At 71.5% G+C, this 12,797-nt stretch carries 12 protein-coding genes; 5 read left to right on the forward strand and 7 right to left on the reverse strand.

All coding sequences use genetic code 11. The annotated features are described in order from the left end of the window. Window positions 1-14: 14 nt before the first annotated feature. The 5 genes from AC54T1_RS13105 to imuA' are packed head-to-tail and all read right to left on the reverse strand — an operon-like array spanning window position 15 to window position 7,807. Window positions 15-863, reverse strand: coding sequence for a serine hydrolase domain-containing protein (locus AC54T1_RS13105; protein ID WP_496912212.1), 849 nt, complete (start codon window positions 861-863; stop codon window positions 15-17). A 26-nt stretch (window positions 864-889) separates the two neighbouring features. Next, window positions 890-1,903 (reverse strand): dihydrodipicolinate synthase family protein, encoded by a 1,014-nt coding sequence (locus tag AC54T1_RS13110; RefSeq protein WP_484344324.1) that lies wholly within the window; start codon window positions 1,901-1,903, stop codon window positions 890-892. Between the two features lie 51 nt (window positions 1,904-1,954). Next, window positions 1,955-5,350: an error-prone DNA polymerase gene (locus AC54T1_RS13115; protein ID WP_496912213.1), complete on the reverse strand. Its 3,396-nt coding sequence runs from the start codon at window positions 5,348-5,350 to the stop codon at window positions 1,955-1,957. Continuing rightward, on the reverse strand, window positions 5,343-6,980 hold the full coding sequence (locus tag AC54T1_RS13120) for a DNA polymerase Y family protein (protein ID WP_496912214.1): 1,638 nt from the start codon (window positions 6,978-6,980) through the stop codon (window positions 5,343-5,345). The genes AC54T1_RS13115 and AC54T1_RS13120 overlap by 8 nt, the downstream gene beginning before the upstream one ends. Beyond that, entirely contained in the window at window positions 6,977-7,807 is an 831-nt protein-coding gene (gene imuA', locus AC54T1_RS13125; protein WP_496912215.1) for a DnaE2-dependent mutagenesis accessory factor ImuA', read from the reverse strand. The genes AC54T1_RS13120 and imuA' overlap by 4 nt, the downstream gene beginning before the upstream one ends. A gap of 140 nt (window positions 7,808-7,947) precedes the next feature. Between imuA' and AC54T1_RS13130 the strand changes: the two genes are divergently transcribed. From AC54T1_RS13130 to AC54T1_RS13140, 3 genes are all read left to right on the forward strand, one after another. Then, window positions 7,948-8,478, forward strand: a complete 531-nt coding sequence (locus AC54T1_RS13130) for a YbhB/YbcL family Raf kinase inhibitor-like protein (RefSeq protein ID WP_484344320.1) — start codon at window positions 7,948-7,950, stop codon at window positions 8,476-8,478. A 6-nt stretch (window positions 8,479-8,484) separates the two neighbouring features. Continuing rightward, a complete protein-coding gene (locus tag AC54T1_RS13135) occupies window positions 8,485-9,078 on the forward strand; it encodes a YbaK/EbsC family protein (protein WP_496912216.1) in 594 nt (197 codons plus the stop codon). 67 nt (window positions 9,079-9,145) lie between these two features. Next, window positions 9,146-9,697 carry a hypothetical protein gene (locus tag AC54T1_RS13140; protein WP_484344318.1) on the forward strand — a complete coding sequence of 184 codons (552 nt, stop codon included), beginning with the start codon at window positions 9,146-9,148 and terminating at the stop codon, window positions 9,695-9,697. Between the two features lie 118 nt (window positions 9,698-9,815). Here the strand turns inward: AC54T1_RS13140 and AC54T1_RS13145 are convergent, their stop codons facing one another. Next, the gene (locus tag AC54T1_RS13145; RefSeq protein ID WP_496912217.1) at window positions 9,816-10,079 is read right to left on the reverse strand and encodes a hypothetical protein; all 264 of its coding nucleotides are present in this window, start codon (window positions 10,077-10,079) and stop codon (window positions 9,816-9,818) included. Between the two features lie 109 nt (window positions 10,080-10,188). On the opposite strand from AC54T1_RS13145, the gene AC54T1_RS13150 reads away from it, so the two are divergent. Further along, complete coding sequence (locus AC54T1_RS13150) at window positions 10,189-10,896, forward strand: Type 1 glutamine amidotransferase-like domain-containing protein (RefSeq protein WP_496912218.1); 708 nt, start codon at window positions 10,189-10,191, stop codon at window positions 10,894-10,896. On the opposite strand, the gene AC54T1_RS13155 is transcribed toward AC54T1_RS13150, so the two are convergent. Beyond that, window positions 10,877-11,137 carry an immunity protein CdiI family protein gene (locus tag AC54T1_RS13155; protein ID WP_496912219.1) on the reverse strand — a complete coding sequence of 87 codons (261 nt, stop codon included), beginning with the start codon at window positions 11,135-11,137 and terminating at the stop codon, window positions 10,877-10,879. The genes AC54T1_RS13150 and AC54T1_RS13155 overlap by 20 nt on opposite strands. Before the next feature lie 160 nt (window positions 11,138-11,297). Here AC54T1_RS13155 and AC54T1_RS13160 point away from each other — a divergent pair, with 160 nt between their 5' ends. After that, a complete protein-coding gene (locus AC54T1_RS13160) occupies window positions 11,298-12,797 on the forward strand; it encodes an MFS transporter (protein WP_496912220.1) in 1,500 nt (499 codons plus the stop codon).

The following is a 12,797-nucleotide window of genomic DNA, read 5'->3' on the forward strand; positions in this document are numbered from 1 at the left end:
CGCACCGGTACGGGTCACGAGGAGGGCTGCTGGTCGGCGACCGCGGGGGCGCTGGCCCGCTCCTCGAGGATGGCGTCCGTGAGCTGGGGCCACAGGTCCTGGGTCCACGGACCGAAGTCGCGGTCCGTGAGGGCGACGCAGGCGAGCCCGGCGTCGGGGTCCACCCAGAGGAAGGTCCCGGACTGGCCGAAGTGGCCGAACGTCCGGGGTGAGCTCCGCGATCCGGTCCAGTGCGGTGTCTTGCCGTCGCGGATCTCGAACCCCAGGCCCCAGTCGTTGGGGTCCTGGCGTCCGTAGCCGGGGAGGATCCCCACCCGGCCCGGGAACACGACGGTCGTCGCGTCCGTGAGCGTGCTGGGGTGGAGGATCGTGGGGCGTTGCAGCTCGGCGGCGAAGAGGCTGAGGTCGGCGAGCGTGGAGCGCGCGTCCGCGGCGGGCGACCCCGGGCACGACGTCGCGTTCATGCCCAGTGGCGCGAGGACACCTTCGGTGAGATATGCCTCGAAGGCGATGCCGGTGCGCTCCGCGACGAGGTCGGCGAGGACCTCGATGCCGCGGTTGGAGTAGATGCGCCGCTCCCCCGGCTTCGCCCGGACCTTGTCCTCGCTGAAGTCGTACCCCGCGGTGTGAGCGAGAAGGTGGCGGACGGTCGATCCCTCGGGACCGGCCGGGTCGTCGAGCTCGACGGCCCCCTCCTCCACGGCGACGAGCACGGCGTAGGCCGTGAGCAGCTTGGTCACGGACGCGAGCCGGTACTCCCGGTCGGGGTCACCGTGCGTCCCGAGGATCTCTCCGGTTGCGCTGACGACGGCGACGGAGGCGTGGTGGACGGGCCAGGTGGAGACGAGATCGAGGCTGTGCATCCCCCGACCCTAGAACACCGCCGCGGTCAGCCGGCGTGCCGGCCCGGACGCCCCGAGGATTCCTTGGCTGTCGCGTCGACGGTCTCGTCGGGCGTGGTCGGCACGACGTCGCGGGGGCGCCGGGGGGCCGGTGGCTTCGGCAGCTCGATCCCGGACAGCGCCATCTCGACGAGGGCGCGCGCGCTGCGCGGGAGCGGGAGCAGCGGCTTGGGCAGGACGCCGACGTCGAGGCCACGGACGTCGGCGATGGTGTGCGCGGTGCGGATGCCGCCGTACTGACGGACGATGACCGTCAGCGGCGTCAGCTGACGTTGCAGTGCCCGGGCCTGGGTCGTGTCTCCGGCGGCTGCTGCGCGGGCGATCGCCACGCAGATGTCCGGCAGGACGCCAGCGAGGGTGGAGTGCCAGGAGGATGCGCCTGAGAGCAGGATCTGGGCGCCGAGGGCGTCGCCGCTGAAACCCCAGTCGAGCCGCTTGGCGGTGCGCTGGGGCAGGTCGGCGGCGACCTTGGCCATGCGGTCCTTGATGTCGGTGGCATTGACACCGCGGTCCTTGAAGCCGGCCACGCCGGCCAGACGGCCGAGCCTCGCGAGCTCTCCGAGGGAGAAGCGGTGACCGGTGGTGGCGGGATTGTTGTACACCCACAGCGGGATGTCGGATGCGGCGGCGGCGTCCCGGTACAGCCCGAGGATCTCCTCCGGGTGGAGCGGCTCGTAGGCCATCGGCTGGAGGAGTGCGCCGCTCGCGCCTGCCGCGGACGCCTCGGCGAGGTTCGCGACGACCTCCGCGGTGCTCAGGGCGCCGACTCCGACGAGCACGGGGACGCGGCCGTCTGCTACCTCGACGGCGCTGCGGGCGATGCGCTTGCGAGCGGTGCGGGGCATGTAGGCGAAACCGCCTGTGCTGCCGAGCACGCCGATGGAGCTGGCGCCGGAGACGATGGCCTCGTCGACGAGCTGCTCGAACGAGCGGGTCAGCAACCGCCCGTCGTCCCCGCGTGGGGTCAACGGGTAGGCGACGAGGGGACCGATCGAAGGCATCAGTTCAGACTAGTCATATTGGCGGGGTTTGGGTGAGCCGAAACGCGCACGTCAGCGAAAGTCTCGTGAAGATGACGTGACCTGCAGTGATAACGCTGACAGGTGCTCCGCGACGAGGTTCGTGGCCCCGTCGGACCGTTCGATGCGGCCACGCACGACGAGGGCCGCGGAGGTGCGGGCGGTGCGGCGGAACCGTTGCCACAGACCGGGCGAGCAGACCACGTTGAGCAGCCCGGTCTCGTCCTCGATGGACAGGAACGTCACCCCTCGTGCGGTACCGGGACGTTGTCGGTGGGTGACGATGCCGGCGACCGCGACCCTCCTGCCGTGCTCGTGAGTGAAGGCCTGCGACACGAGGAGCACCCCTGCTCGCGCGAGGGTCGGGCGCACGTACTGGGTGGGGAAGGAGTCGACGGTGACTCCCGTGGCCCAGGCGTCGGCGACGGACGTCTCGATGTCGCTCATCCCGGGCAGCGTGGGCGCGTCGACGCCGACCGAGACGCCCGGCAGGGTGTCCGGGCGCTCCTGCGAGAGGGCACCTGCCGCCCACAACGCTTCGCGGCGCTCGACGCCGAGGCACTCGAGGGCACCTGCGGTGGCCAGCGCCTCGAGCTGCACGGTGGTGAGCCGCGTGCGTCGGGCGAGGTCGCGCAGGTCGAGGAACGGACCCCCGGCGGACCGCTCGTCGACGAGCGCCTGCGCCACGTCCTCGCTGATCCCGCGGATCGACTCGAGCCCGAGCCGGACCGCCAGCTGCTGCCCCGCCCGTCGACCTGGAAGGGGGTGGCCCGGTGGTGGTGGGGCCTCGTCGGGCACCCACTCGTCTGGCACCCCCTCGTCCGGCACCCACTCCACGACGGCCCGGACGTCGGAGGTGAGGACGTCGGGGCGCAGCACGGTGACGTTCCGGCGGCGCGCGTCGGCGACGAGTGACTGCGGCGAGTAGAACCCCATGGGTTGGGCGGCGAGGAGCCCGGCGTAGAACGCCGCCGGGTGGTGCACCTTGAGCCACGAGCTGGCGTAGACGAGCAGCGCGAAGGAGTAGGCGTGGGACTCGGGGAAGCCGAAGTCGGCGAACGCCTTGAGCTTGTCGAAGATCTGCTCGCCGACGGCGGCGGTGATCCCGTTGCCGGCCATGCCGGCGAGCAGGCGGGCGTGGAGTGCCTCCATGCGCTCGGCAGAACGCTTGGACCCCATGGCCCGGCGCAGCTGGTCGGCCTCCGCGGGGGTGAACCCGGCGACGTCGATGGCCATCTGCATGAGCTGCTCCTGGAACAGCGGCACGCCGAGCGTCTTGGACAACGACTTCTTGAGCAGCGGGTGCAGGTAGGTCACGGCCTCCCGGCCGCGTGCACGGTTGATGTAGGGGTGCACGGAACCACCCTGGATGGGTCCCGGGCGGATGAGTGCCACCTCGATGACGATGTCGTAGAAGCAGCGGGGCTGCAGGCGCGGGAGGGTGGACATCTGTGCCCGGGACTCGACCTGGAACACCCCGACCGTGTCAGCCGCGCACAGCAGGTCGTAGACGGCGGGGTCGTCCTGCGGCAGCCCGTGGAGCGTGAGCTCGACACCCTCGTGCTCACGGACGAGGTCGAACCCGATGCGCAGGGCGGTGAGCATGCCGAGGCCCAGCAGGTCGAACTTCACGAGCCCCGCGTCGGCACAGTCCTCCTTGTCCCACTGCAGCACGGTGCGCCCCGGCATCCGGGCCCACTCCACGGGGCACACCTCGATGACGGGCCGGTCGCACATGACCATCCCGCCGGAGTGGATACCCAGGTGGCGTGGGAGGCGCAGCATCTGCTCGGCAAGGTCGACGACCTGGTCGGGGATGTCGTCGAGATCACCGGAGCTCTCCGCAGAGGGCTGCCGCCACATCCCCTCGCGGGCGAGGCTGCGGTCCTCCCTCGCGGTCTGCGGGACCGGTGGGGTCGACGCGACGGCCGACCCTGCGGCAGGTGCGTCTGCGGGCGGCGTCGGTTGGGGTGCACGCAAGGATCCCCACCGTTCGATGCGCTTGCTCCAGGCGTCCTGCTGCCCGACGTCGTACCCGAGGGCACGGGCGGCGTCGCGGACCGCGGAGCGTGGCCGGTAGGAGATGACGTTGGCGACCTGCGCGGCGTGGGTGCGCCCGAAGCGCTCGAAGACGTACTGGATGACTTCTTCCCGACGTCGGGACTCGATGTCGACGTCGATGTCGGGGGGGCCGTCGCGCTCGGGGGCGAGGAACCGTTCGAAGAGCAGCCCGTGGTGCACGGCGTCGACGGCGGTGATGCCCAGGGCGTAGCAGACGGCGGAGTTGGCGGCCGAGCCACGGCCCTGGGCGAGGATCTTGTTGACGCGGCAGAACTCGACGAGGTCGTAGACGATGAGGAAGTAGCCGGGGAAGTTCAGCTCCTCGATGACCCGCAGCTCGTGGTCGATCTGTGCGTACGCGCCCGGGACCCGTTCCGCGTCCCGGGTGCCGTAACGATCCGCAGCTCCACGACGGACGAGCTCCCGCAACCAGGTTGCCTCCGTGTGTCCCTCCGGGACGGGGTAGGGCGGGAGGTTCGGCGCGACGAGCTTGAGGTCGAACGCGCACTCCGCACCGAGGGCGGCCGCGGTGGCGACGGCCTGCGGGTGCTGGCGGTGCCGCACGAGCATCTCCTGCGGTGAGCGCAGGTGGGCGGTCGGGGCACCGGGCAACCATCCGTCCATGTCGGCGAGGGACGACCGGGCGCGGACCGCCGCGAGCGTCGCGGCGAGCTCGGCGCTGCGCGGGTGGGCGTAGTGGGCTGCCGTCGTGGCGACGACGTGCAGGTCGCCGGCGGTGTGGGCGAGCTCGACGAGATGGGTGTTGCGCTCGCCGTCGTAAGGGTCGCCGGTGTCGGTGATCTCGACGGCGACGTTGTCGCGACCGAAGAGCGCGACGAGCTGGTCGAGCTCTCTGCGTGCGGCTGCGGGGTCCCACCGAGGACCGGGCCCCAGCGCGTGCCGGACGGCTCCCTTGCGGCAGCCGGTGAGGACGAGCCACTCCCCCGCTGCCTGCTCGCCGAGCTGCTCGAGGGAGTACTGCGCGGCTCCCTTGCGGCCGGTCGCGAGGTGGGCGGTGGCGATCGCGCTCGAGAGGTTGCGGTACCCCTGGGGTCCTCGGGCGAGCACGAGGAGGTGGTGGGCACGGGGGTCGGGCACACCGGTGGGCGCGTCGAGCGCGCCGTCGGTCCGGGGCAGGTGGAGCTCCGCCCCGAAGATGGTCGGCAGTCCCAGCTCCCGGGCGACCTCGGCGAACCGCACGACGCCGTAGAGGCCGTCGTGGTCGGTGATGGCCAGGGCGGACAGGCCGAGCCGGACGGCCTCGGCAGCCATCTCCTCGGGGTGGCTCGCGCCGTCGAGGAAGCTGAATGCGGAGTGCGCGTGCAGCTCGGCATACGCGGGGTGGGGGCCCGAGGTGCGCTCAGTCATAGAGCGCCTCGCAGGTCCAGCGCCCACCGGTGCAGGCAAGCAGGAGGGCGGTGCCGTCGTCGAGCACGGCCTGGAGGTAGACGCGGCGTCGGGGGTCGCCGGTCCACCATCGTTCGGCGAGGGGCCAGGGGCCGGCCCACGCGTCGATCCGGCGGGGACCGTCGGCGGTGACGACGGCGACGGGGTCTGCGCTCATGGAGAGCCGGACGTTGACGCCGACGAGGTGCCCGGCGGCGTCGACGACGTGCACAGGGGTGGGCTCGGGGAGGACGGTCGCGGGTGCGGGCTCGGGGAGCCGACCCGGCCACGGCGGTTCGGCCGGACGCACGGCGGGGTCGGCGTCCCCCCAGGGCACGAGGTGGACACGGTCGGTGAGACCTCGTCCGCCCTGGAGGGTCGCGGAGAGGACGCGGTCGCCGCCGAGGATCCCCTGGACGCGTTCGGTGACGCGGCGGGCCCGCAGGTCGTGCCCGCTGGCGGCGCCCCACAGCCGGCCCTGCTGGGACCCGGCCGGTGCCACCTCCTCGGCGACGATGCCCAGCCGCACGAGGGGTGAGGGCTCGGGGTCGTCCCCGGCGCGGCTTCCGGCTCCGTTGAGCCAGCCCTCGAGCTGCCAACGGACGCGGTCGGTGATGCGCCCTGCGGAGAGCCCACCGAGCGCGCCGTCGTCGGTGCGCCAGGTGCGGACGAGGTCCACCCCGGACTCGGTGCGTGCCGTGATGCGGATGCGCCCGCAGGTGACGGAGCGCTCGAGGATGAGTGCGTAGATCTCTTCCGCGAGCGAGCGTGCGGCGAACGCAGCGATGTCGACGCGCTCGGCCGGCGGGTCGAGCACGCTGACGACCTCGATGTCGGGTTCGGTCCGGCGCCTGGCAGGTGGACGCAGGTCCGCTCCCCGGGCGAGGCGGTGCGCCCAGCGTCCGACGTGACCGAACCGGGTGTGGACGTCTGCCTCGGCGAGCGCAGCGAGGTCACCGAGGGTCCGTAGCCCCAGCCGGGTCCAGAGGTCCACGAGGTCGTGGACCTCCCGGACGGCGGCGGGGGTGGTCGCGGCGTGCAGGAGCGACCCGAGCGGGTGGTCGGCCAGGTAGTCGACGGACGCACCCGGGGGCAGGATCCGGGATGTGCGCGCGGCGAGGACCGCCGCGAGGATGCCGTCGGCCACACCGACCTGGCTCTCGTAGCCGGCGGCCCGCCCGACGGTCTCGACGAGGCGTCCGGCGAGCGCCTCCTCGGAGCCGTGGTACCGGCTGGCCCCGGTCGCAGGGAGCAGCACGAGTCCCGGCCGGGCGATCTCGAGCCCGGCGACGAGGGTCTCGACAGCGAGGGCGACGGGCTCGAACTCGCGGGCGTCGCGTCCGTCGTCGGCCGGGAGCAGCTCCAGGGCGGGGCAGCACTCCTGGGCGGTGCGCAGCCGCATCCCGCGGCGCACCCCCTGGGCTCGGGCGGTGGCGGAGACGGCGGTGGTCCGACGCCCGTCGTGCACCGCGGTGGGGCGGTCGGCGGGGACCCCACCGGTCCGCATCGCGGCCAGCACGGGCCAGTCGGGGACCCACACGACCGCTGTGCGATACGCGGTGTCCGGGGTGTGCGGCGCGCCCGGGGTGGTCGTCACCTCCTGCGTGCTCATCCGACCCTCGCCAGGCCGGGCGCGCGACCCACCGCAGGAGCGGGAGCGTGCTGGGGTGGTACGACGACCGCGTCGCCGACCGGGAAGCAGACGTCGAGCCGTCGTGCGGCGCCCGTGCCCCGCCCCGACCGGCTGACGGTCAGCTGTCGGCTGCGGAGCCGGCCTGATCCCAGGCCGAGGCCGGACCACTGGCTGTGCTCTGTGGTCAGCACCATGTGCGCGCCCTGCCAGGGTGTCGTCGCGAGGATGACACCCGCACGCTCCCGGGCACGGGACGTCAGCCGACGTCGGTCGGTGTCGAGCAGGACGGCGTCTGGTCCCACGACCACGACGTCCATACCGTCGAGGAGCGCGGCGACGACGACGGCCGACTCCACCCCGGGCCGAGGCACGAGGACGAGGCGCTCGAGGACCACGCCCATCTGAGCCGCGGCCACGAGCCCGACGGCGGGTGCGCCCACGACGGCGGCCCACCCGCCGTCATGGGTGACCTCGGCGAGCATCGCGAGCAGCAAGGAGGTGGACCCGGTGACCACGGCGGCGCTCCCCCGCCGCAGTCCTTCGGGAACGAGCGGACGGAGCTGGGCGGGGACGGGCAGCGCCGGACGTTCCGTGCTGGTCAGCCCGACCTCCGGCCCTGCCGCTGCCCCGGTGGACGGGGATGCCGGGGCAGTCACCGGGGTGGAGATGGGCTGCCCACCCACCGCCGGTACCGTCGTCACGATGCTCAGCGTCCGCGCACCGGTGTGCTCCTCCGCGCGACGCAGGGCCTCCCGCGCCCGGGCGGCACGGTCTGCACGGTCGACGGAGACGGTCTGGGCGGACATCATCCCTCTCCTCACGGTCGGCTCGGACGTTCGAACACCTGTTCGAACAAGCGTACGACACCCTGCTGACAGGGAACGTCCGCCCGACGGACATCACCCCATGCGTGCACGCATGGGGCATGGCACCGCATGATGGGGGCATGGATCTCACCAGGCCAGTGCCCCCGGACCCGTACTCCCTCCTGCCGAAGGTCCCGACCTTCGACCTCACGAGCGACGACATCGTCGACGGCGAGCCCCTCGCCGAGCAGTTCGTCGCCGCGGGCGGCAACACGTCCCCGCACCTCGCGTGGTCCGGTTTCCCGGACTCCACCCAGTCGTTCCTCGTCAACATGTTCGACCCCGACGCCCCGACGCCCGCCGGGTGGTGGCACTGGACGGTCGTCGACGTCCCGGTCGACGTCACCGAGCTCCAGCAGGGGGAAGGCGCTAGCGACCTCATGCTCCCGGGCGCCGCGTTCCACGTCCGGCACGACGCCGGAGAGTTCTCCTACCTCGGTTCCGCGCCGCCGAGCGGCGACCGACCGCACCGGTACGTGTTCGCGGTCCACGCCCTCGACGTCGACACCCTCGACGCGGACCCGGAGGACACACCGACGATGGTCGCCTTCAAGGCGGTCTTCCACACGATCGCGCGAGCCACGCTCACCGCGACGTACCAGCAGGGCTGAGGTCGCGTGACCGACGCCTCCACGCTGCACGACGGCGGGGTGCCGCGGATCGGCACCCCGCACTGGGTCCGCGCCGTCGAGCACCCCGAGCTGCTCGGGCCCGCGGTCCACGCCGCGCTCCTGGCGTGGGCCGCAGAGCACACGGGCGTGGCCGAGCAGGTCGTCGTCGCACCCATCGACCCCGAGGTGTCCGACACGGCGGCGATGTCCGCGGCCTACGACATCAGCATGGAGATGTCCGTCAACTGCGTCCTCGTGGCAGGCAAGCGCGACGGCGTCGAGCGCACCGCCGCTGTGGCGGTCCGCGCCTCGACGCGCGCGGACATCAACGGCGCGGTCAAGCGGCTGCTCGACGTGCGCAAGGCCTCGTTCCTGCCGGTGGATCGTGCCGTGGCGGAGTCGGGCATGGAGTACGGCGGGATCACCCCCATCGGCCTCCCCTCCGCGTGGCCCGTGCTGCTGGACGCCGGCGCGTGCGCCGGGTGGATCGTCATCGGGTCCGGGGTGCGACGATCGAAGATCGCGCTGCCCGGGGACCTGCTCGCAACCCTCCCGGGAGTGCGGGTCATCGACGACCTGGCGGTGCCTGTCAAGCCTTGAGTCTCGGCTCCATCACGATCTCGTCGTCACGCTTGCCGCCCCGTGTCGACCGCCGCAGAATCGAGGTATGCCGTCACCGTTGCCGCGCACGGGGGGCCGTGTGCCCTCGGACTTCGAGTCACAGCTCCACCTCTTGGTTCTTGAGGAGAGCTGGTTGCACTGCGTCCCCGGTGTCGTCACCGACCACGGCCCGGGCGATCATGTCCGGGTGCACGGGCCGTGGGACGTCGAGCAGTGCTCCATCCTCCTCACCCGGTGGCTCGACGCGAACCTCGTGCTCCTGCTCGAGAGCACGATCACGTGGACCGAGTGCGGCCACAAGCTCAAGCCGGTGAGCGAGTCGCGGCTCCTGCCGTACGTCGAGGCCCACGAGCTGCTCCAGCACCCGGGCCTCTGGGAATCCACCGGCGAGGCGTGGCGCACCGTCGAGGTCATCCCCAACACCAACCACGCACGGTGCACCGACGACGCCTCGTGGTGGGCAGCCGCCCGGGGCATGGACGACCATCCGCTCGACGGCGGCAACCCGGACTCCCCGCGGACCATGACGCGGGCGGAGGAGCAGCAGGTGCGGGCGGTGCCAGTGTCGGGGGCACCGGCACACGGCAAGGTTCGTTGACGGTCGCGTCACATGTCGTCGTCGGCGATCCGTTGGTCAAGGCCACGCTCCTGCCAGCGTTCGTCCAGCAGCCCAGAGCCGCTGACTGGAACGCCCCGCGCCTGATTCCCCTGGTCGGTCACGACGCGCGGCGTCGTCCGACGGCGTAGCCCGCGGCCGCGCTGAGCAGGAGCCCACCGGTCACGCAGACACCGAGCGCCAGACGGTGCTGCCTGCTGAGGACCACGGTGTCCCCGGGGAACGTCTCCCCGGTCAGCGGCGCGTAGGCGAACCATCCAGAATCCGAGGCACCGATCGAGGCGAACCACACCATGCCGGTCCCGGCGAGGGCGACACCGGGCAGGACGAGGATGACGACAGGACGTGACGCGGGCATGCGCATGGCCAGATCCTTGCACGCCGAAGGGCCGGTACCGTGACGACGGGACACGTCAGACATACGCTGGCGCAGTGATCGTCAGCCAGCACCTACGCGTGACTCCTCGGGCCGCATGAGGGGCACCATCGTCACCCTCGGCGGGGGCGGCTTCTCGATGTCCGACGACGGCTCGTCCGCGATCGACAACCACATCCTCGACATGACCGGCACGGCTCGTCCGCGAGTCTGCTTCGTCCCGACGGCGAGCGGTGACGCCGACGGCTACAGCCAACGGTTCGAGGCCGCCTTCGCCGACCGCGCCGACACCTCTGTCTTGTCCCTCTTCTGCCACGAGCCGTGGGGGTACTCCGACCCGAGCATGCTGCTGGACCAGGACGTCGTGTACGTGGGCGAGGGCTCGACCGCCAACCTGCTTGCGCTGTGGCGGTTGCACGGTCTGCCAGACGTGCTGGAAGAGGCCGCTGCCAACGGCACGATCCTCGCGGGAATCAGTGCAGGGATGAACTGTTGGTTCGAGGGGTCGTCGACGGACTCGTACGGACCCCTCGCCCCGTTGGCGGACGGGCTCGGTCTCCTCGTAGGGAGCGCCTGCCCCCACTACCTCGGAGAGCCAGGCCGTCGCGAGGCGTACCAGGGATGGGTCTCGGCCGGATTGCTGGGCAACGGGTACGGGGTCGATGACCACGCTGCGGTGATCTGGCGAGATGGCGAGCTCGTCGAGGCAGTCGCTGAGCGGCCGGGGCGGTCGGTGTTCCGGGTCGAGCGAACAGTCGACGGCGTGGCCGAGCACGAGCTACCGGTCAGGCTGCTCGGCGGGTGACCGGCGCGACCGGCGCTGACCAGGATGATCGAGCACGCCGTCTCTGGTGAGCTTCCCGCAGCCCGGGATCATCCCAACCAGCTTCCCAGTCGACGTGGTTGTTGAACCTCTCAGCCCACCGCTCCGACCTCTCTGTGAGCACGTCGGACAGCGGGAGCTCCTCACGCTCGGCCAGCCCTGACGTATTCCACACCGGCCACGTCACCGAGTACTCGTTCGCGAGCTTCACATAGATCACCATGCGCGTGCTCCTCCCTCGTATGCGGTGCGCTGTCGGCCGTCGCCCCGCCCGTCGGGCACCGGCGCGCGCGCGTACCGGTGGATCCGGACATACCCTCTGAAAAGGACCACTGAACGGCTCTGGCAGCCGAGGAGTGGACGCAGGGACAAAGGGGAAAGACATGGCCACGGAGTCGCAGCAGCGCAGCGGGACGACACAGAACAACCTCAAGATCTGGTGGATCCTGGCGGTCCTCGCCACGGCCCAGCTCATGGTGGTGCTCGACGCGACCATCGTCAACATCGCCCTGCCGACGGCCCAGAAGGACCTCGGGATACCCACCGACGAGCGTCAGTGGGTCATCACCGCGTACTCCCTGGCCTTCGGCGGGCTGCTCATCATCGGCGGGCGCATCGGAGACCGGGTCGGGCGCCGCACGACCTTCCTCATCGGTGTCGTCGGCTTCGCGGCTGCATCGGCGCTCGGCGGCGCCGCCCCCACCTACGAGGTCCTCATCGCGGCCCGCGCCCTCGAGGGCGCGTTCGGCGCACTCATGGCGCCCGCGGCCCTGTCCCTGCTGACCGTCACGTTCGAGGGCAACCCGGGCCGTCCCAAGGCGTTCGGCATCTGGGGCGCGACGAGCGGTGCGGGTGGTGCGCTCGGTCTGCTGCTCGGCGGGTTCCTCACCGAGTACCTCAACTGGCGCTGGTGCCTGCTCGTCAACATCCTCTTCGCGATCATCGCGTTCGTCGGCGCGCTCGTCCTGCTCCCGAAGACCCTCCCCGACCGCAAGGTGACCGTGGGTCCGCTCAGCGCCGTCCTCATCGCCGGTGGCCTGTTCGGTATCGTCTACGGCCTCTCGTACGCCGAGACCGACGGATGGTCGGACCCCGTCACGATCATGCTGCTCGCCGCCGGCGTGGTGCTCGTCGCCTGCTTCCTCGTCGTGCAGGGCAAGATCGCGAAGCCCTTGCTCCCGCTGCATACGATCTCCGACCGTGTCCGAGGAGGTTCCCTCCTCGCCATCCTCTTCACAGGGTCCGGGATCTTCGGGGTGTTCCTGTTCCTCACGTACTACCTCGAGGACACGCTGTCCTACACCGCGATGAACACGGGCCTGGCCTTCCTGCCGATGGTCGTCTTCCTGGCCGCCACATCGTCCTTCACCGGGACTGTGCTGCTGCCTCGCTTCGGCCCCCGCAACCTCGTCGTCCTCGGCATGTTCGTCGGAGCGTCCGCCCTCGTCCTCATGACGAGGTTCAACGAATCGACCGAGTACTTCCCGGACGTCGTGGGTCCGTTGATCATCGCGGGCATCGGGGCGGGGCTTATCTTTGCCTCCGCCCTCGGGACAGCCACCCTCGGTCTGCTCGACGAGGACGCGGGGGTCGGATCCTCGCTCGTGAGCACGGCCCAACAGGTGGGCGGGTCGATTGGTGTGGCGCTGCTGAGCACCCAGTCCCAGTCGGCGGGGACCCACCGCCTCACCGAGCTCCTCACCCAGGCCCGGACGCCGCAGCCGACGCCGGAGATGGCGGCCGAGGCGACGCTCGCCGGGTATCACACGGCGTTCTGGTGGTCGGCGGGCATCTTCGTCGTCGGCGCGGTGCTGTGCGCCGTCGTCTACCCCGGCGGCAGGGTGTCGCTCACCGAGCGCGGCAACGCGGAGGAGAAGGCCTGA

This window comes from Sanguibacter sp. Z41_6 (assembly GCF_059621145.1).